Origin of the sequence: Streptomyces sp. NPDC090127 (assembly GCF_044746945.1) — a bacterium.
In the GTDB taxonomy this organism is placed as follows: Bacteria; Actinomycetota; Actinomycetes; order Streptomycetales; family Streptomycetaceae; genus Streptomyces.
Genome location: NZ_JBIVDE010000003.1, coordinates 693,869 through 714,057, shown reverse-complemented (window position 1 = coordinate 714,057; position 20,189 = coordinate 693,869). Strand labels below are relative to the sequence as shown.

The following is a 20,189-nucleotide window of genomic DNA, read 5'->3' as shown; positions in this document are numbered from 1 at the left end:
CGTTGACGTGTCGCCACACCGTAGAAACATGCAGGTCACCGTCGTATGTGGTGAGACACCATAGTTCTGTCGGCGGGAGTGCCCGCGACAACCATGGGGGCGGTGCCGGGGTCTCCGCGTCGGCCTCGACGACGTCCCGCATGCGGGGTCGGCCGAGGCTGCCTACTGTCATGGCTGGAGCACACAGACAGTGCCCGGCCCACGACCCGGAGGTGCGCGATGCCGGAACTGTTCATCGGAGGCACGTGGGTCACCGCTGCCGACGGGCGCACGCGGGAGATCCGCTGCCCGGCGGACGGCACCCTGGTCGCCACCGTGGACGAGGCCGGTCCCCAGGACGCGGCAGCGGCCGTCGCCGCCGCCCGCGAGGCGTTCGACGACGGGCCGTGGCCCGCCACGCCCGTCGCGGAGCGCGGACGGCTGCTGGTGCGCGTCGCCGATCTGCTGGAACGCGACAAGGCGGCCTTCGCCCGGGCCGAGTCCCTGGACACCGGCAAGCGGCTCGTCGAGTCCGAGTACGACATGGACGACATCGCGGCCTGCTTCCGCTACTTCGGCAATCTGACCGCGTCGGGCGGCACCGACCGGATCATCGCCACCGGCAACCCGGAGGCGGACAGCCGCGTGGTGCACGAACCGGTCGGCGTGTGCGCACTGATCACCCCATGGAACTATCCGCTGCTGCAGACCGCGTGGAAGGTCGCCCCGGCGCTCGGCGCGGGCAACACGTTCGTGCTGAAGCCGAGCGAACTGACCCCGCACACCGCGATCCTGCTGATGCGGCTGCTCACCGAGGCGGGGCTGCCGTCAGGGGCCGCGAACCTGATCCTGGGGACGGGGGCCGAGGCCGGCGCGCCGCTGACCGAGGATCCCCGCGTGGACCTCGTGTCGTTCACCGGCGGCCTGGCCACCGGACGCCGGATCATGGCGGCGGCGGCGCCCACGGTGAAGAAGGTCGCCCTGGAGCTCGGCGGCAAGAACCCGAACATCGTCTTCGCGGACGCGGACTTCGAGGCGGCTGTCGACCACGCGCTGATGGCCGTCTTCCTGCACTCCGGACAGGTCTGCTCGGCAGGCGCCCGGCTCCTCGTGGAGGACTCGCTGCACGACGCCTTCGTCGACGAGATCGTGACCCGCGCGCGGGCCATCCCGATGGGTGGCCCGTTCGACGAGAGCGCGCGGACCGGTCCGCTGATCTCGGCGGCCCATCGCGACAAGGTGGAGGCCTACGTGGCCGCTGGCCTGGCCGAGGGAGCGGTGCTGCGCTGCGGCGGGGCACGGCCGAAGGACCCGGAACTCGCCCACGGCTACTACTATCCGCCGACCGTGCTGGACGACTGCACGCCCGGGATGTCGGTGGTCCGGGACGAGTCGTTCGGCCCGGTGCTCACGGTCGAGCGGTTCCGCGGCGAGGCCGAGGCCGTCGCCCTCGCCAACGACACCGAGTACGGACTCGCGGGCGCTGTCTGGTCGCAGGACACCGGCCGTGCCCACCGGGTCGCGTCCCGGCTGCGGGCCGGCACCGTGTGGATCAACGACTTCCACCCCTATGTGCCGCAGGCGGAATGGGGCGGCATGAAGCAATCCGGTTTCGGCCGTGAACTGGGGCCGGCGGGACTCGCCGAGTACCAGGAGACCAAGCACATCTGGCGCAACCTCGCCCCCAAGGCGCAGAGGTGGTTCGAGTGACCGCAGAGCCGACAGGCCAGGGCCGGCCCGGCGCCGGCGACGGCGCAGCCGCCCCGCACGACGACGACTCGGTGACCGAGCTCGGCTACCGGCCCGAACTGAAGCGCACGCTGGGCAACTTCCACACGTTCGCCGCGGGGATCAGCTACATCTCGATCCTGACCGGAACGTTCCAGCTGTTCTACTTCGGCATCGCCTTCGGCGGCCCGGCCTACTGGTGGTCGTGGCCGATGGTGTTCGTGGGCCAACTGATGGTGGCGCTGTGCTTCTGCGAGCTGGCCGCCCGCTACCCGGTCGCGGGCTCGGTCTACAACTGGGCGAAGAAGATGGGCGGCCCGCACGTGGGCTGGCTCGGCGGCTGGATGATGATGACGGCCACCATGGTCACCCTGTCGGCCGTGGCCCTCGCCTACCAGATCACGCTGCCGCAGATCGACCCCTGGTTCCAGATCGTCGGCGACGGCAGCGGCGAGAACGACGCCGCGGCCAACGCGGTCCTGCTGGGCACGGTGCTGATCCTCTTCTCCACGCTGGTCAACGCCTTCGGCGTCCAGCTGATGGCGCGGATCAATTCGGCGGGTGTCTTCATCGAGCTGATCGCCGCCGTGGCCCTGATCATCTTCTTCGCCGCGCACATCACCCGTGGACCCGCCACGGTGCTCACCGAGACGTACGGTCTGGGCAGCGGGGACTCGCTCGGCTACTTCGGGGCGTTCCTCACCGCCTCGCTCGCGTCGGCGTACGTGATGTACGGCTTCGACACCGCCTCCTCGCTCGGCGAGGAGTCCCACCACCCGAGCCGAAACGCGCCGCGCGCGATTCTGCGGGCGCTCGTCGCGTCCTTCGTCATCGGTGGTCTCATCCTGCTGTTCGCGCTGATGGCGGTGCCGGATCTCGCGGCGAAGGAGCTGGGCACCGGCGGCCTGCAGTACGTGGTGCTCGAGACGCTCGGACCGACGATCGGTGAGATCTTCCTGTGGTGCGTGGTCGTCGCGATCACCGTGTGCGTGCTGGCCGTCCAGGCGGCGGGCATCCGGCTGATGTTCGCGATGGCGCGGGACAACAACCTGCCCGCCGGATCGGTGCTCGCCAAGGTGAGCCCGCGCTTCCGGACGCCGGTGATCCCCGCCGTCGTGATCGGCGTGGTGGGTGTGGTCATCCTGGTCATCAACATCAACCAGCCGCAGATCTTCTCGGTGATCACCAGCATCGCGATCATCATGATCTATGTGGCGTACCTGCTGGTCACCGTCCCGATGCTGATCCAGCGGCTGCGCGGGAACTGGCATCCCCGCGAGGGAGCCTTCTCGCTCGGCCGTCTCGGGCTGCCGATCAACGTCCTGGCGGTGCTGTGGGGCGCCGCCATGTCCCTGAACCTGGCCTGGCCCCGGGCCGACGTCTACAACGCGACCGGGCCCCAGCACTGGTACCTGCGCTGGGGTGCGTTCCTGTTCATCGGCATCGTGGCGCTCGGCGGCTTCGCCTACTACTGGTTCGTACAGCGGCACCGTACGGGCGTGCTGGCCGAACACCGCGCAGACGTCCCCTGATCCGCGCTCCTTCCCCACGGGGACATCTCGTACTGGAGAGACCATGTCCGCACAGCCCTCAGAGCCCGAGTTCGACTACGTCGTGGTCGGCGGCGGCACCGCCGGAGCGGTCGTCGCGGCCCGCCTGTCGGAGGATCCCGGTGTCAGCGTCTGCGTGCTGGAGGCCGGCCCCTCCGACGAGGGCGACGAGAACATCCTGAGGCTGGACCGGTGGATGGCGCTGCTGGAGTCCGGTTACGACTGGGACTACCCGGTGGAGCCGCAGGAGAACGGCAACAGCTTCATGCGCCACGCCCGTGCCAAGGTGCTCGGCGGCTGCTCGTCGCACAACTCGTGCATCGCCTTCTGGGCGCCGGCCGAGGACCTCGACGAGTGGGGCGCGCTCGGGTGCACCGGCTGGAGCGCGGCCGACTGCTTCCCGCTGTACCAGCGGCTGGAGACCAACGACGGCCCCGGCGACCACCACGGCCGCTCCGGCCCCGTCACGATCCGCTCGGTGCCGCCCCGGGACCCGTGCGGCCGGGCGCTGTTGGCGGCCTGCGCGGCGAGTGCCATCCCGACGGTGCCGTTCAACTCCGGCCGCACGGTGGTGCGCGGCGCGAACTGGTTCCAGATCAACTGCCGCGAGGACGGGACCCGTTCGTCCGCCTCGGTGTCGTATCTGCACCCCGTGATGGGCAAGCGGCCCCGTCTGGAGGTACGCACCGGGGTGCAAGCGAGGCGGTTGCTCTTCGACGGCGCGCGCTGCTCGGGTGTGGAGTACCTGCGGCCGGACGCCGTGCACGTCGACTCCGTACGGGCGCGGCGCGAGGTGATCGTCTGCTGCGGGGCGATCGACTCGCCGAAGCTGCTGATGCTGTCGGGCATCGGGCCCGCCGGCCATCTGCGCGACAACGGCGTGGACGTACGGGTGGACTCGCCCGGCGTCGGCTCGCACCTCCAGGACCATCCCGAGGGGGTGATCATGTGGGAGGCGAAGCAGCCCATGGTCACCTCGTCCACGCAGTGGTGGGAGATCGGGATCTTCGCGGACACCGAACCGGGGCTCGACCGGCCGGACCTGATGTTCCACTACGGTTCGGTCCCGTTCGACATGAACACCTACCGTCGCGGCTATCCGACCACCGACAACGCCTTCTGCCTCACGCCGAACGTCACCCGTGCCCGCTCGGAGGGCACGGTCCGGCTGCGCAGCCGTGACTTCCGGGACAAGCCGAAGGTCGACCCGCGCTACTTCACCCACGAGCACGACATCCGGGTGATGATCCGCGGGCTGCGGCTGGCACGGGAGATCGCCGCGCAGGCGCCGCTCGCCGACTGGAAGGGCGCGGAGCTGGCGCCAGGGCCGGACGCCACGACCGACGAGGAACTGTTCTCCTACATCCGCCAGACGCACAACACGGTCTACCACCCGGCGGGCACCGTGCGGATGGGGGCCGAGAGTGACGCCGCCTCCCCCCTCGACCCGCAGCTGCGGGTCAAGGGGGTGCGGGGGCTTCGGGTGGCGGACGCCTCGGTCATGCCGTTCCTGCCCGCGGTCAATCCGTGCATCACCACGATGATGATCGGCGAGAAGTGCTCGGACATGATCCGGGCCGGGCAGTGATCCGCGACCGGGCCGCGACGGAGGAGACGCGGCGGGGCCCGGCCGTATCGGCCGGGCCCCGCTGTCCTGGGCAGGTGCGTCAGGTCACCCGATGGCGAGCTTGTTCTTCCAGCCCACACCGTCGCTGTTGCCGATGATCTCGACCCCGCTGTGCGCCATCTCCCCGCGGCTGCCCGCGTAGAAGCGCACCGCGCCGTCCACCCGCAGCGTCCAGATGTCGGGGATGGAGTCGCCGTTGGCGTCCGGGGATCCGTGGAACAGCCGGATGTTGCTGCGTCCCCAGCCGCTGGCACCGTACTGGGCGTCCACCCCGGTCGCGGAGTTGGCGGCGGACGCCAGGGACATGATGTCCACCCCGCTGCCGTCGGCGTCCTTCTTGCCGGTGCGCAGCAGCAGCCGGGCCGAGACGTCGGTGCGGTAGATCAGGTCGGAGACCCCGTCGCCGGTGATGTCCTGGACGGTGACGATGTCGCGCTCCAGCCAGGGCGAACTGGACAGCTGGACGGCCTTCTCGATGCTCGCGCCGTTGTAGCCGACGAGGGCCCACAGCGCGTCCCCGACCTTCAGGAAGAAGTCCGTCTTGCCGTCGCCCGTGGCGTCTCCCGCGGAGACGATCTGGGTGATGGTGTCCGGCGCCGGAGCGTTCGACGGCAGCAGGATCTCCTGCCGCTTGTCGATGTTCACGCCGCCGTACCCGTCGCCCGGGTACACCCACAGCCTGCCCTCCCGGCGCGCGACGAGGTCCTGGAGACCGTCGCCGCCGTAGATGTCGCCGAGATGGGTGATCAGGGTGTTCTTCCAGTAGCCGGACGGCGCCGCGATGTATTGCGGGAGCCCGTCGTCGCCGTTCGGGTCCTTGGCGGGATTGCCCCGGTAGGAGCCCGACATGGAGTAGTCCAGGTCGCCCGTGCCCTTCACGAGGTCCGCGGTGGCCTCCGACGGGTAGAGCCGCAGGTTGCCGTTGCCGTCCACGACCATCAGGTCGGGCAGCTTGTCACCGGTGAAGTCGCCGGGGTGGTCCGCCTGGTCCCGAGGGGTCACGTAGAAGAGGTACTTCGTCGGCTGCGAGGCGTGGCCCGCGTCGTCGACCGCCCGTACGTACAGCACGTTCGGCCCCGCGAGCGGAGGCTTGACGTTGTTCGCGGTGGTCGTCGTGGCGACGGGCGCGCCGTTCGTCCGGGACACCGAGAACGGGTACGACGCCTGGTTGAAGCCGTACTCGAACCTCACCACGTCCGTCTGGGCCGCCTTGAAGGTGAAGGAGCCGGCCGTGCCGAACTTCACCGTGCTCCACCTGGAGTCCTCGGAGTCGTTCTCGAAGCCGTTGTCCTTGGCGTCCGCGTCCGGGAACTGCGTCGACGTGGCGGTCGGCGACGACGGCTTCGAGCTGTCGAAGACGAAGCGGCACGGGGTCTTCGAGGGCGAGTACGACGAGGTCGCGCCGAACTTGTCGACGGCCTTGGCCCGCCACGAGTAGGTGGTCCCGTTCTTCAGCCCGCTGGTGGAGAAGGGGTCGGTGTGGACCTTCGCCGAGCCGGTCTGACTGCCGACCGACACCTTGCCCTTGCTGCCGAGCAGGTTGGTCGTGCTGCCGCCGGTCGGCCACAGCTCGAAGTGGATCGACTGGAGGTTGCTGTCCTTGTCGGTGCTGTTCGCCCACAGGGTGATCGAGGAAGCGCCCACGTTCAGGTACGGGGACGTGGTGTCGCAGCGCACCTCGTTCGGGTCGAGGACCAGGCTGGTGGGGGTGGCCGGCGGACGGTTGTACGACAGGTCGACGAACGGGTCCTGACCGCCGTTCGCCTGGAACTTCTTCCAGGAGTACTGGGACCCCTCGTCGGAGGCCCTGAACCCGATGGTCATCGTCTTCCAGCCGCCGTCGACGGCCTTCTTCGCCGAGGACTTGACGTCGAAAGCGACCCATTCGTCAGGACAGGAGGAGGACTTCCAGCCGTGCGCGAAGCTGCCCCCGCCGATCTTGTTGCCGCTGTTCATCGACGGCGCGCTCTTCCAGTTCGTCTTCGAACTGATCGTGCCGGTCAGATGCACGGTCATGCTGCGGGCGCTGCACGACCACGAGTACGTCTCCAGGGCGCGCAGCTTGGCGCTGTGCACGGTGGAGCCCTTCAGGTCGGGGTCCCAGTCGATGCTGAAGAACGACCGTGAGGTGCCCCAGGTGTCGGACTCGTAGCCGACGCGGGCCTCGTGCGTGCCGCCCTTGTTGAAGTTCTTGCCGTTGTAGAAGCTCGCGTTGGGGTGGCGGCTGTAGGCCGTCGTCCAGTCGTTGGTGTGCTTCTTCACGGACGGGTCGACGAAGACCGGGTACACGGTGCCCGGGTCGTTCAGGAACTCCTGGTCCGGCGTGAGCACCCAGTCCGAGCCCTCCAGGTCCGTCCCGACCAGCGTGCCGTGGGAGTCGGGCTGGGGCCCGTTCACTCCGGGCAGCGACAGCGTCGACGCGGCGCCGGTCTGCGACGGCTCGGGCGTCGGCTCCGCGGGCACGGGCGGCGCGGAGCCCTCGATCTCACCGATCACGGACGGATCGGCGGCCTCGTCGGTGGCCTCCGGCAGCACCTCGTTGAACGTGTCGCCCTGGTCACCGTCGTTCATGCCGTCCGTCGGCTCGGCCGATGCGGTCGGCGTCTCCTCGGGCTCGCCGGACGGAGGGGACGACTCGGAGGGGATCACCTCGGGGGCGGTGGGGGAGGCGCTGGTACCGCCCCCACCGTCGGTGGACGTGGGGGTGCCCGAGCTGTCCCACATCAGCGGCGTGGGGGACTCGGCGATGTCCTGGCCGCCGGTGTCGGTGGCGGAGACGACGCCCGTGGTCGGGTCCAGGTGGAAGCTGAGGTCCGGCGAGGACAGGCCGTAGGCGAGTCGGGCGACCCGCGGGTCGGCGGCCGCCTGTCGGTTCTTCACCACCAGGAGCTGGGCGAAGCCTCCGTCGTCGGCGGTGAGCACGAGGTCGGCGCCGGGCAGGATCTCCGGGTAGAGCGCCCGGGGGCCGTCGATGATCGGGGTCGGTACGGCGTCGGGCCAGGTCAGCACGATGTCGTGGCCGTTGACGGTGAGGGTGGCGAGCACGTTGCCCGCGGCCGTGGTCGCCATGGGGGCGCCGGCCACCGTTCCCGGCAGCAGCGAGACGCGCTGCGCACCGGCCCGTGACGCGCGGCCGTCCCCCTCGCCCTGCGCGCCCTTGTCCTCTGCTGCTACGCCCTTCCTGCCCTGTGCGCCCTTGCCCTGCGAGCCGGCCGAGAAGACGACACCCACGTTGGTGGCCTTGGGCGACCAGCCGGCGTCGACCCGCTCCAGATCGGTGTCGATGGCCTTCCACGCCCCGTCGACCTTGGCGCGGATCGGGCTGGCGTGGATCCGCCGCTGCATCAGGCCGTCCGGCCGGGCCCACGTGGTCGAGTACGCCGTGCGCATCGCGGTGGCTTCGACGGCCTTGCCGGTCTTCCGGGCCAGCGCTCCGGCGTCGGACTCGCTCAGGGGAGCGCTGTTCCTGGTGCGCGGCCCGGACACGTCCCGACGGTCCTCGGGACCGCTGTGGAGACCGACGTACGTGAGGCCGGAGGCCACGACGACGGCGGCCGCCACGGCCGCGACCGGTCGACGCCCGGGCACGCGGCGCCATCTGCTCGTCATGAGCGAGGTTCCTTCCCCCTCGAGAACCGGCTTTACGGCAGACCGCCGACCGGGCTCCTGTGGCTGGTCACGCGGGCACGGCGGTACACGCCCCGGCGTAACGGATGCCTGCAGATCATGGCTTACGGGCGATCAGCCGTCACGCGACGGTCACGGAACCTCCACGGGAACCCGGACGCCGCGCGTCGGCCCGGACCGGTCGAACCGCCGGTACCCGGGAGCGTTCGACGGCGGACGAACCGGACCTTCCGTCAGTTGTCCGCATCAAGTGCGGGTCGTGTTGTGGCGGTTGGCGACATGTCGTCCCAGTCGGCTGTCATCGCCGCTTTATCCCGTCGACATGGTGATTGAAGGGTTTCTGGGCGCATTGCCTGCTATCCATCCGTCAATCCACCGAAGTAGGGCTGTGATCAGCGCCACATGATCACTTGGTGGCTGTTCTTTACGCGCAACTCACACACAGAATTGCCACGTTCACTGGCCTCACCTGCGGTCCGCCCAGGCGCCGCTTCATGTCGTCCGGGGGGACCTCACCCGTGCCTGCCTTCTTGTCCTCGCGCCGAAAGCGCCTGCGTTCCGCGGTGGTTCCGGCCGTCGGTGCCGCCCTGCTGCTCACGCTCCTCCCGACCCAGGCCGCCGCCCTGCCGCCCGATCCGGCCAAGGACGAAGTGCCCCGCGAGGAACTCGTCCTGGAGAGCCTCCCCGAGGAGAGGCCGGTGGACGGGGCGACCCGCAACGCCGGCCTGGACACGATCGCGGCCGAGCCTCCGGCCGACCAGGAGCAGGCGCCCGCGGGCACCGCGACCCCGCCGGCCGGCGGCACGGCCGCCGTGACCTTCGGCGGCCCCGCCCCGCAGCAGCAGGCCGCCTCCGCCACCGGGAGCACCGCCGTCCGGCAGGCCTCCTTCACCGGCCGCGCCGCCGCGGGCTCCACCGCCGCCCCGGCCACCCTGGAGCCGGTCGGAACGCTGCCCGTGAAGCTCGGCCAGGCCCCCGGCGCCGCGACGCCCACCGGCACCTGGCAGGTCGGCGTCTACCCGCGCACCGCGCCGGAGGCCGACAGCGTCGACGGCGCGGTCGTCACCGTGACCGCGCCCTCCACCGGATCCGTCCCGGTCTCCGTCCAGCTCGACTACCAGGCGTACCAGAACCTCTACGGCGCCGACTGGGCCTCCCGGCTCACGTTCGTCCAGTTCCCCGAGTGTTACCTGACCACTCCGGACGTCGAGGAGTGCCGGACCTACGACGAGCTGGAGACGGTCAACGACACCACGTCCAAGACCATCACGGCGACGGTCGACACCGCCGCCGACGGCACCGTCACCCCGGCCGTCGCCCCGCGCGCCATGACCCCGCCGTCCGGCGTCTTCCAGGCCTCCTACGTCCGCTCCGCCGACGTCCGGCAGGTCGCCGACGCCGGTGACAGGGCCGTCGTCGGCGCCGTCGACTCCGGTATGGGCGAGGGCGGCTCCTTCCGGGCCACCCCCCTGATCTCCAACGGCAAGTGGGAGGCCGGAACCTCCTCCGGCGCGTTCACGTGGTCGTACCCCGTCGACGTGCCGTCGGCGCCGGCCGGTCCCACGCCGGAGATCTCCTTCGACTACAACTCCCAGTCGGTGGACGGCAGGACCGCGACCTCCTCCCCGCAGGCCTCCTGGATCGGCGAGGGCTGGGACTACGACCCCGGCCACATCGAGCGCCGCTACCGCACCTGCAAGGACGACCGCGAGGCGACCTCGGCCGGCGAGGCCAACAACACGGCCAAGAAGAGCAAGACCTCCGACCTGTGCTGGGTCTCGTACAACGCCGTCATGTCCCACCAGGGCCGGACGGTCGAACTGGTCCGGGAAGGCACCGGCAACACCTACCGCCCGCAGCACGACGACGGCACCCGCGTCGAGTTGAAGACCGGCGGCACCAACGGTGACAACAACGGCGAGTACTGGGTCGTCACCACGACCGACGGCACCAAGTACTTCTACGGCCTGAACAAGATCGGTGACGGTCACGCCGACACCCAGTCGGTCTTCACCGTGCCGGTCTTCGGCAACCACCCCGGTGAGCCGTGCCACGCCGAGACCTTCGCGGCCTCCCGCTGCAACGACGACGCCATGAAGCAGCAGGCCTGGCACTGGGGCCTGGACAAGGTGATCGACGTCCACGGCAACGTGATGATCGTCAACTGGCACAAGTCGACCAACTACTACGCCGTCAACAAGAAGTTCAAGACCCCGGAGAAGTACGACCGCGGCGGTCTCCCCGACTCCGTCGAGTACGGCCTGCGCGAAGGCGCGCTGGGCGCGGAGCCGGCGGCCAAGATCGACTTCCTGCTGCACCAGCGCTGTGTGCAGGACGACACCGTCTGCGCCTCCGAGAAGTTCGACGACACCAAGAACCCCGCCTCCTACCGCCCCTGGTGGGACAGCCCCGGCAACCTCAACTGCAAGTCCGGCTCCAAGCTGTGCCCGGGCTTCCCCTCCTTCTGGAACCGGCTGAGGCTCGGCGGAATCACCACCTACGCCCACCGCCCCGGCACCACCGGCCTGGCCAAGGTGGACACCTACCTGCTCAACCACTCCTTCCCCCGCGACTGGTACGACACCGCGCCCGGCCTGTGGCTGAACTCCGTCACCCGCTACGGCTACAAGCCCGGCGACACCAGCGGAACCCTGATGTCGAAGGCCGGCGTCAGCTTCAAGCCGTACGTCGTCGGCACCGGCGCCGCCCATCCGCTGAGCGGCTACCTGAAGGACAAGCAGCTCCCCAACCTCGTGCCCCGCAGCAGCTCCGACGCGCGCCCCGGCTTCACCCGCCCGCGTATCGGCACGGTCTCCACCGAGCACGGCGGCGACGTCGAGGTCACGTACAAGGGCGGCTGCAAGATCCAGCCCACCGTCGCACCCGAGGACAACCACGGCACCTGCTTCCCGCTGCGCTGGTCTCCCGACGGTGAGGTGGAGAAGCCGGCCCTCGCCTGGTTCAACAAGTACGTCGTGCACACGGTGACCGAGATCGACCGCATCACCGGTGTCTCCGACCGGATCACCCACCGCTACGACTACGCCGACGCGGCCTGGGCCAAGAGCGACGACGAGTTCACCAAGCCCGCGCTGCGCACCTACAGCGAATGGCGCGGCTACCGGCAGGTCTCCACGGTCAAGGGCAGCAAGAGCGTCCCCGCCACGGGCAGCCCCCAGACCCAGTCCCGTTCCGTCGTGCGGTACTTCCGCGGCGCGGGCGGCGTGGTCAAGGACTCCACCGGCGCCGTCACCCTCGCGGCCGACGACGCTCCCCAGTACGCCGGCATGCCCGCCGAGACGATCGTGTACGACGGATCCGGCGGCCGCGTCGTCAAGCGCAACCTGACGTTCCCCTGGTCCAAGGAGACCGCCTCCCGGACCCGCGACGGCGGCCTGCCCCCGCTCAAGGCGTACCGCGCCGGCGTGAAGCGGTCGGACGCGATCCAGACCGTCGGCACCGGCTGGCAGGCGGTCCGCACCGAGACGGAGGCGGACCCCGACTGGGGCATCCCCGTCCAGATGCAGACGGCCGTCGTCAAGCCGAACGGCACGGGCGAGACGCTCAGCGACTACGCCTGTACCAGGACCACGCTGGCCCACAACACCACGGCCCACATCATCGGCGCCCCGACGTCGGTCCGTAAGACGGCGACCTCGTGCGCGAGCCAGGCGTCCGCCGACCCGGCGACCCAGCTGGTCAGCTCCGTCCGGATGTCGTACGACAACCAGGCATGGGGAGTCGTCCCGGTCAAGGGCCTCGTCACCTCCGCCGCCGAGATCGACGGCGCCGGCACCTCGCACTCCCTCGTCACCACGACGACGTACGACCCCCTGGGCCGGACCCGCAAGGTGACCGAGCCCGAGGTCGGCACCACCGAGACCCAGTACACCCCCGGCGACACGGGCGGTGCGGTCACCAGCGTCAAGGTCATCAACCCCAAGGGGCACGCGACCGTCCGCACCTTCGACCCGGGCCGCGGCTCGGAACTCACCGTCACCGACCCCAACGGCAAGGTCACACGGACCGAGTACGACGCCTTCGGGCGGCTCGTCAAGGGCTGGTCGACGGCCCGTTCCGCCGGCACCCAGACGCCTGACGTCGTCATCGGCTACCAGATGGCCGAGACCACGCCGACGCTGACCAGGCCGACCGCCGTGATCGCCCAGAGCATCAAGGACGACGGCAGCTACGCCAAGCAGATCACCGTCTACGACGGCCTGATGCGCGCCGTCCAGACCCAGCGCGAGGCCCACGGCCCCGGCCGGATCATCACCGACACGCGCTACAACGACCACGGTCTGGTCGGCGAGCAGACCGGGGCGTACGTCGCCAAGGGGGAGCCGGAGGCGGCCCAGTTCAAGCGGGTCTCCGACTCGCTCGTCCCTAGCCTGGTCCGCACGCGCTACGACGGTCTGGAACGAGCGGTCCGGGCGACGACCTACCACAGCGGTGACACCGCGTTCTGGTCGACGACCACCTACGGCGACACCAACACCTACAGCCGTCCCTCCGGCGGCGCCGCGCCGGCCACCAACACCTGGACCGACGCCCGCGGCCGGATCACCCTGATCCAGCACTACACGAACAACGCCAGCAGCCGCTGGCGCGACACCCGCTACGGCTACGACGCCCGCGGCAACCGCAACAAGGTCACCGACCCGGCGGGCAACGTCTGGACCTACACCCACGACGCCCGCGGCCGGATCACCTCCGCCACGGACCCGGACACCGGCGACATCGCCTACGGCTACGACAACGCGGACCGCCAGACCAGCGCCACCGACCTCCGGGGCGCGATCCACACCTCCTACGACCAGCTGGGCCGCATCGTCGCGGTCCGCGAGGGCACGACGAGCTCGGCGCCGGTCAAGGAGTACACCTACGACGACGTCACCGGCGGCATCGGGCAGCGGACCTCGGCGATCCGTCATGACGCGAGCGGCGACTACATCAGCCGCGTCACCGGATTCGACGCGCGCTACCGGCCCACCGGCCGCCAGGTCGTGATCCCCGCCAACTCCATGACCACCGGTGTCTCCGGCACCTACGGCTACGCGTACAGCTACACGCCGACGGGCAAGCCGCTGTCGGTGACGCTGCCGGCCGCGGGCGGTCTCGCCCAGGAGAAGGTCATCACCCGCTACAACGGCGACGGCCTCGCCGAGACCACCTCCGGGGAGACCTGGTACACCTCGGACATCACCTACTCGCCGTACGGGGAGCCGCTGCGCACGGTCACCGGGCCGCAGCCCTACCGCGTGTGGACGACCAACTTCGTCGACCAGCACACCGGGCGCCTCCAGCGCACGGTCGCCGACCGCGAGACCGCGAACTCCCACCGGATCTCCGACAGCACCTACGCGTACGACGTCGCCGGCCACATCACCGGCCACGCCCGCAAGCTGACCGACGGCACGGTCACGACGAGGGACACCCAGTGCTTCACCTATGACGCGATGGGCGAGCTCACCCAGGCCTGGACGTCCAACATCACCCCGCAGGGCGACGGCACGGGCTGCAAGGCGGCGAACGGCGCCGCCTGGGGACCGCGCACGGACGGCTGGCCCTCCACCGGTCCGGTGGCCGAGGCCCCCGACCAGGTGACCGACGGCGAGAGCCCGGACAGCGTGCTGACGGCCTCGCTGGCCGCCGGCGCCCCGGCCACCGGGACCCTCGACACCGGCACCACCTCCTACTGGCAGTCCTTCCGGTTCGACCTGCTCGGCAACCGCGCCTCGCTGGTGGAGCACAACACCAAGGACGCCACCAAGGACGTCACGTTCACCTACGGGTACGGCAAGACCGTCACGGGCAACGGCACCACCCCGTCGTACACCGCCCAGCCCCACACCCTGTCCTGGGTGTCGACGGCCCCGGCCGGCGGCGGCAGCTCGTACACCAACGACGCCGCCGGCAACACCACCAAGCGCGACCTCGCGACCACCACGCAGGACCTGACGTGGACGCGGGAGAACAAGCTCGCGACGATCACCGACGACGGTGTCACGACGAAGTACGTCTACGACGCCGACGGCAACCGCATCCTGGAGAACAGCCCCGCCGGCTCCGTCCTGAACCTGGACGGCGCCGAACTGACCACCGCCGCAGGGAAGATCACCCGCGCGACGCGGGGCTACGCCCAGCAGGGCGCGCCCACGGTCGTCCGGTCCACGGTGAACGGGGCCACCACCGGCCACAAGCTCACCGTGCTGCTCTCCGACCACCTCGGCACCGCCACCACGGCGGTCGAACAGACCACCAACCAGCCCGTCACCCGCCGGGCCTTCAAGCCCTACGGCGAGGTGCGCGGACCGAAGCCGGCCTGGGTCGACCGGCGGTCGTACCTGGGCGTCGGCATCGACGACCCGAGCGGCCTCACCCACATCGGAGCACGTGAGTACGACGCGGCCACCGGCCGCTTCATCTCCGCGGACCCCGTGGTGGACCTGTCCGACCCGCTCCAGATGAACGGGTACGCGTACAGCAACAACAGCCCGATCACCAACAGCGACCCCACCGGCCTGTTCTTCTTCGGCATCTTCGCGAACATCAAGAAGATGTTCATGCAGATCACCGGGATCGGCCTGCACGCCAACCCGGGTCTGAAGAAGCCGGTCGCCAAGCCTCCGGTGGTGAAGCACAAGAACTTCCAGAACATCCTGGACGCCATCTACCTCCGGGAGGTCAGGCCCGGAGCGAAGGTCACCGGTGACGGAAAGGCCGCCACGGCATTCATCAACGAGCTGAATTACGGCAAGCCCGTCAACGGCAGGTGGCACGTCCCGAAGGTCCCCGACCTGATGACCCGTCTCACCGACCTCCTGGAGGAGGACCGCAAGGCGCGACTGGGCGGCGGCAAGGGAGTGCTCACGGACTCCGAACTCAAGCTCGCGAAGGCCGAGTCGAAGGAACTCTGGCACGCCCTGAACCTCAGGGACATCGACGGAAAGATGACGGCGTACACCAAGGCGAACCCGGCGATCGAGAAGAATCTCATCGCCAGCCGCAAGAACACCGTGAACGCCGAGGCCATGTCGGACATCACCGGCCAGAAGTTCGAGGTCCATCCCAAGGACCGGTCGCCCAATCCGAAGCCGAGGGCGACGGGCAATCCGAGCAGACTGGGCGGCTTCTTCAAGTCGTTCGGCATCGCCGGCGGCGCGCTGACCGGCGTGGGTGGGGCGGCCGGGAACATCAAGGAACACGGGGTGAAGGACGGCCTGAAGGAGACGTTCGAGGATATGGTCGATCCCTTCGGCGTGGAGGACGCGGCGAACGCCGATCCGTGCGCCAATCCCGCTGCCTGTATCGCGTAAGGGAAGAGCACGTGGTGACGGAACCGATCGACTCGCACACGTTTCTCGGGGAGATGCTGGAGACCTTCCCCGAGATGCGTGAGCCCGTCGCGGAGAAGGTCCGCTCGGCCCTCGCCAGGGACGACGATCCGGCGGACGCGGAAGCGGTCCGCACGGACGTGTACGGCCGTCTCTGGGACCTGTTCAACGAGGTGCTGCTACCGGCGCTGGCGGCGGCGCCGAGTACCGAACGGTCGGAGGTGCTGCGGCGCTCCTTCTCCTTCCTGGAGCGGGTCGCCGCCTCACCCGAGCCGGTCCTCCGGGAGTACCTCGGTGGGCTGACCGGCGACTACCTGATCGGCAGGGACGGCCCGCTCTCGTACGCCCACGCGGGGCCCGAGGTCCGCGCCGTCATGATCCGGGCCTGCGAGGACTGGGGCATGCCGGTCCCGGCCGACTGGACGTCTCCTTAGGGAATGTCCCGGGGAACGCCCTGAGGAATGGGAGAGCCGTTCCGGGGCAGACGGACAGCGAGCGGTGGGGACCGCTCGCATCGCCTGTCCGCGCCTTCCCCCCGGGTCACGGGCGGCAAGCAAGGGCAAGGGCCCGCACCTCGGCGAGGTGCGGGCCCTTCCCGTGCCGGGTCAGACGGCGGCTTCCCACCGCATCAGGTTCTGGAACAGCTCGGCCTGTTCGATCGCGTCGTCCAGGGCGTTGTGGGTATGGGGGCGCGAGGAGAGCAGATGACCTGGCATCGACCGCTTGGTCGCCTCACTGAGGGGTACGGCGGCTCGGGCGGCGTACAGCGTCTTGAGGTCCATGCAGCGGGAGTGCCCGAACGGCGAGCCGGCCTCCGCGAACCGCATGAAGTACCAGTACATCCACATCCAGTCGTAGCCCAGCGGGTACGCGACGAACACCGGAGTGGCGGCCAGCTCGCCCGCCACGCCCGCGAGCCAGGCCGCGGCGTCGTTCATCGCGCGCGCGGGCTCCTGCCCCTCCCGCGCCAGCACCCCGCGGTCCAGCCCGCCGACGGCCAGGGCCTCCGCGTCGTAGGCGTCGCTGATCGGCTTGAGCTCGGCGTAGAAGGTGCGCTCGGCGGGGTCACCGGCCTCGAACACCCCTCCGCGGCGAACCCCCGCGACGGCCAGGCCGAAACTCGACATCGAGAACGGCCCGGGTATCGGACCGTCGGCCTCCACGTCGGCCGACACGTAGAACTCAGCTTTGGCCACGGTGTTTTCTCCCGGTGACGAGGTCTACGCCGACCCTACCGGCCGTGACGTCGAGCGCGTCCCGGTGTCCGGTCTCCTGCCCCAGGCGGTGATCATGCCGGCCGAGAGGGCGGCGCAGTCCTCGGTGGACAGGTAGTGGATCGCCCGGTCGACGGCCGCGTCGTCGACCAGGCCGGTGGCGCGCATCGCCGGGCGGCTCCGCTCCCAGGTGTCCGCCCAGAAGCGACTGATGGGGCTGCCCGGCGTCAGTGGGGGCACATGGATCTCGGCGGCCACGGGCACGAGGCCCGCGCCGCGCAGGAGTTGGGGGTACGACGGGGTCCAGGAGACGTCGGTGCCGATGGTGTCCCGCAGCCCCCGCCACATCGCCCGCATCGCGGCGGTGTACGGAGTGTCGGGCATCCGGTCGCTCGTCAGGTCGATCGCGTCGCTGAGCACCAGTACGCCGCCCGGCGCGACGAGGTCCGCGAGGCGGGCGATCAGGCGCTCGCGCTCCGGCAGGTGCATCAGCACGAAGCGCGCGTGGACGAGCCGGAACCGGCCAGGGGCGAAGTCCGGGGCGGCGACGTCGGCCTCCAGGACGTCGAGCCCGGGCACGGGCCGTGCGGCGAGGAAGCGCGTGTCGCGGTCCACGGCGAGCACGCTCTCCACCCCGGCCTCCTCCAGCAGTCGACGGGAGACCGTGCCCGTGCCGGCGCCCACGTCGAGGCACCGCCACCCCGGGCCCACCCCCAGCGCGCGCAGCCGTGCCAGGGTGAGGTCGTCGTACGCGAGGGCGCCGAAGTCGATGCGCTCGCCCTCGCCCGCCTGCTCGGGACGGAACACCGCCTCGCCGTAGCGGCCAGGTCCGGCTGCCTCGTCGTCGGGCAGGTCGTCGGGCTCTCTCATGACCACGTCTCCTCCCGCGGCGGGGGCGGTGCCGGGCGGCCCGTACGGCGGCCGCCTCGCGCCGATCCTGCCCCGGCCGCCGCCCGGACGGCCGAGGCGCGCCCGTGGCTGAGCCGATCGGATGAGATGAGGAGGCGTGGCGCCCCGGGCGGGAGCCCGGGCTGCGCGAGGTCCTGGGCGTACGGGCGGTCGAGCCACGGCGGTCCTGGGCGTACGGGCGGTCGAGCCGGGGCAGGTCGTGATCATGACAGACACGCCTCCCGTGGGACTCGCCCCCAGCTCCGGCCCCACCGTCCCCCCGCCGGCCCGGCGCCCGCTACGGCAGCTGCTGGCGGCCTCCGTCGGCAACGCGGTCGAGTGGTACGACTGGTACGCGTACACCTTCCTCGCTGCCTACATCGCCAACCAGGTCTTCCCCGCGGGTTCCGGAAACTCCCTGGTCCCGCTCCTGTCGACGTTCGCCGTCTTCGCCGTCGGCTTCTTCATGCGCCCGGTCGGAGGGCTCCTCATGGGCGCCGTGGCGGACCGGCGCGGCCGACGGGCCGCGCTGACCGTCACCATCCTGCTGATGGGCGGCAGCAGCCTGTTGGTCGGCCTCACCCCGACGTACGCGGCCGCCGGAGTCCTCGCGCCGGTCGTGCTCGTCGTCGCCCGGCTGCTTCAAGGGCTCTCGGTGGGCGGGGAGTTCGCGGCCTCGACCACCTTCCTCGTCGAATCGGCCGGACCCGGGCGGCGCGGACTCTTCTCGTCCTTCCAGTACGTCTCCACCTCCGCCGGGCAGCTCGCCGCGTCCGGCACGGCGGCTCTGCTCGTCGGCGTGCTCGGGGACCAGCGGATGAACGGCTGGGGCTGGCGGATCCCGTTCCTCGTCGGTGCCGTGCTGAGCCTCGTCGGCTTCTGGATCCGCCGCGGCGCCGAGGAGACCCACGACGTGGCACGGCACGACGCTCCGCGACCCGGCCTCTTCGAGGCGCTGCGACGGCATCCCCGGGCCTCGCTGCTGATCGGCGGCGTCACGGCGGGCGGAACCCTCGCGTACTACACGTGGACCTCCTACCTCCCGACGTACGCGGAGCTCAACACCGGCATCGACAAGGCGGACGCGCTGCTCGCCGGGACGCTGTCGCTGGCGTTCTTCGCCCTTCTGCAGCCGGTCGGCGGGCTGCTCTCCGACCGGTTCGGGCGCAAACCGCTCCTGCTCTTCTTCGGCCTCGGCTTCGCCCTGCTCGGCGTACCGCTGCTGCGGGCGCTCGACGGCTCGTTCCTGTCCCTGCTGCTGGTGCAGTGCGCGGGCATGGTGCTGCTGACCGGCTTCACCGCGATCTCGGCGGCCGTGAACGCCGAGCTGTTCCCCGCACGGGTCCGGGCGGCAGGGATCGGCTTCCCGTACTCGCTGACGGTCGCGGTCTTCGGCGGGACGGCCCCGTACGTCGGGACGCTCTTCAAGGAGCTGGACCACCCCGGGCTGTTCCCCTGGTACGTGGCCGCCCTGTGCCTCGTCTCCTCGGCGGTGTACCTCCGGCTGCCGGAGACCGCTCACAAGGAACTGGACAGCTGACGGGATCGCACCGTCGCCCGGAGGGCTTCGCCGGAGAGGCGGGTGGACGTGCGACGCCCCCGCCTCCTACCAGGAGGGGCGGGGGCAGCGGCATCGGCGCCGGTACGGCGCGGCAGGCCTACTTGTCGCGGTCGAGGGAGTCGCGGACGCCCTCGGCGCGCTCGCGGGTCTTCTCGCCGGCCTCCTGGGCCTTGCCCTTCATCTGGTCCGCCTTGCCTTCCGTCTCCATGCGCTCGTTGCCCATGGCCTTGCCGGCGGTCTCCTTCAGCTTGCCCTTGGCCTTCTCCGCTTTGCCCTTACCAGCCATGATGGGTATGCCCCTTTTCTGTGGATTGGCTTGCGGAGCCCACGCTAGGCCCGCTCCCGGCATCACGCAGGTCGAACGCCGAGCCCCGGGACCTACGCCGGGCCCTCTGCCCGCTACTCGTCGCAGAATCTTCACACCAGCGGCGCGCATCGAACGGAGTAGCGGGCACCCGAGCTGAAGGAGGACAGCCGAGACCCGCCGAGGAGACAAGGCCGTGACTGCCGTCGCCCTACTGATACTGCCCTCGCTGGCACTGATGCTCATCGCCATGGACCGGCTCGAGGACCGGATGTACCGAAGCTCGACGCCGCACGAGCGGCCGGGGCCGGCCCGGCACGCCCGCCCCCGGCATCTACGGCTCTTACCACCGCTTCCCGAGCCCGCGCCGTCGC

At 70.4% G+C, this 20,189-nt stretch carries 10 protein-coding genes; 6 read left to right on the top strand and 4 right to left on the bottom strand.

Annotated features, from left to right (window positions below):
• The first annotated feature begins 219 nt into the window (after window positions 1-219).
• From ACIPPS_RS14020 to ACIPPS_RS14010, 3 genes are read left to right on the top strand one after another with little or no spacing between them, the layout of a single operon-like run.
• On the top strand, window positions 220-1,689 hold the full coding sequence (locus ACIPPS_RS14020) for an aldehyde dehydrogenase family protein (RefSeq protein ID WP_401430724.1): 1,470 nt from the start codon (window positions 220-222) through the stop codon (window positions 1,687-1,689).
• Window positions 1,686-3,239 (top strand): APC family permease, encoded by a 1,554-nt coding sequence (locus ACIPPS_RS14015; RefSeq protein WP_401430722.1) that lies wholly within the window; start codon window positions 1,686-1,688, stop codon window positions 3,237-3,239. The genes ACIPPS_RS14020 and ACIPPS_RS14015 overlap by 4 nt, the downstream gene beginning before the upstream one ends.
• Window positions 3,240-3,282: 43 nt before the next feature.
• The gene (locus ACIPPS_RS14010; protein ID WP_401430720.1) at window positions 3,283-4,845 is read left to right on the top strand and encodes a GMC family oxidoreductase; all 1,563 of its coding nucleotides are present in this window, start codon (window positions 3,283-3,285) and stop codon (window positions 4,843-4,845) included.
• 84 nt (window positions 4,846-4,929) lie between these two features.
• On the opposite strand, the gene ACIPPS_RS14005 is transcribed toward ACIPPS_RS14010, so the two are convergent.
• The gene (locus tag ACIPPS_RS14005; protein ID WP_401430718.1) at window positions 4,930-8,493 is read right to left on the bottom strand and encodes a DNRLRE domain-containing protein; all 3,564 of its coding nucleotides are present in this window, start codon (window positions 8,491-8,493) and stop codon (window positions 4,930-4,932) included.
• A gap of 512 nt (window positions 8,494-9,005) precedes the next feature.
• Here ACIPPS_RS14005 and ACIPPS_RS14000 point away from each other — a divergent pair.
• Together ACIPPS_RS14000 and ACIPPS_RS13995 are read left to right on the top strand one after the other, a co-directional pair.
• The gene (locus tag ACIPPS_RS14000) at window positions 9,006-15,830 is read left to right on the top strand and encodes an RHS repeat-associated core domain-containing protein (protein ID WP_401430716.1); all 6,825 of its coding nucleotides are present in this window, start codon (window positions 9,006-9,008) and stop codon (window positions 15,828-15,830) included.
• 11 nt (window positions 15,831-15,841) lie between these two features.
• Complete coding sequence (locus ACIPPS_RS13995) at window positions 15,842-16,282, top strand: hypothetical protein (RefSeq protein WP_401430714.1); 441 nt, start codon at window positions 15,842-15,844, stop codon at window positions 16,280-16,282.
• Window positions 16,283-16,453: 171 nt separating this feature from the next.
• Here the strand turns inward: ACIPPS_RS13995 and ACIPPS_RS13990 are convergent, their stop codons facing one another.
• Window positions 16,454-17,044, bottom strand: a complete 591-nt coding sequence (locus tag ACIPPS_RS13990) for an exonuclease (RefSeq protein WP_401430712.1) — start codon at window positions 17,042-17,044, stop codon at window positions 16,454-16,456.
• A 24-nt stretch (window positions 17,045-17,068) separates the two neighbouring features.
• Window positions 17,069-17,932, bottom strand: coding sequence for a class I SAM-dependent methyltransferase (locus tag ACIPPS_RS13985; protein WP_401430710.1), 864 nt, complete (start codon window positions 17,930-17,932; stop codon window positions 17,069-17,071).
• A 244-nt stretch (window positions 17,933-18,176) separates the two neighbouring features.
• Between ACIPPS_RS13985 and ACIPPS_RS13980 the strand changes: the two genes are divergently transcribed.
• Entirely contained in the window at window positions 18,177-19,490 is a 1,314-nt protein-coding gene (locus tag ACIPPS_RS13980) for an MFS transporter (protein ID WP_401430708.1), read from the top strand.
• A 118-nt stretch (window positions 19,491-19,608) separates the two neighbouring features.
• On the opposite strand, the gene ACIPPS_RS13975 is transcribed toward ACIPPS_RS13980, so the two are convergent.
• Window positions 19,609-19,797, bottom strand: coding sequence for a CsbD family protein (locus tag ACIPPS_RS13975; RefSeq protein ID WP_401430706.1), 189 nt, complete (start codon window positions 19,795-19,797; stop codon window positions 19,609-19,611).
• Between the last annotated feature and the right edge of the window lie 392 nt (window positions 19,798-20,189).

What these genes read in the sequence shown, in the direction of transcription:
- ACIPPS_RS14020 (WP_401430724.1), top strand. Translation starts at nt 220, where the DNA reads ATGCCGGAACTGTTCATCGGAGGCACGTGGGTCACCGCTGCCGACGGG.
- ACIPPS_RS14010 (WP_401430720.1), top strand. Translation starts at nt 3,283, where the DNA reads ATGTCCGCACAGCCCTCAGAGCCCGAGTTCGACTACGTCGTGGTCGGC.
- ACIPPS_RS14005 (WP_401430718.1), bottom strand. Translation starts at nt 8,493, where the DNA reads ATGACGAGCAGATGGCGCCGCGTGCCCGGGCGTCGACCGGTCGCGGCC.
- ACIPPS_RS14000 (WP_401430716.1), top strand. Translation starts at nt 9,006, where the DNA reads ATGTCGTCCGGGGGGACCTCACCCGTGCCTGCCTTCTTGTCCTCGCGC.
- ACIPPS_RS13985 (WP_401430710.1), bottom strand. Translation starts at nt 17,932, where the DNA reads ATGAGAGAGCCCGACGACCTGCCCGACGACGAGGCAGCCGGACCTGGC.
- ACIPPS_RS13980 (WP_401430708.1), top strand. Translation starts at nt 18,177, where the DNA reads ATGACAGACACGCCTCCCGTGGGACTCGCCCCCAGCTCCGGCCCCACC.
- ACIPPS_RS13975 (WP_401430706.1), bottom strand. Translation starts at nt 19,797, where the DNA reads ATGGCTGGTAAGGGCAAAGCGGAGAAGGCCAAGGGCAAGCTGAAGGAG.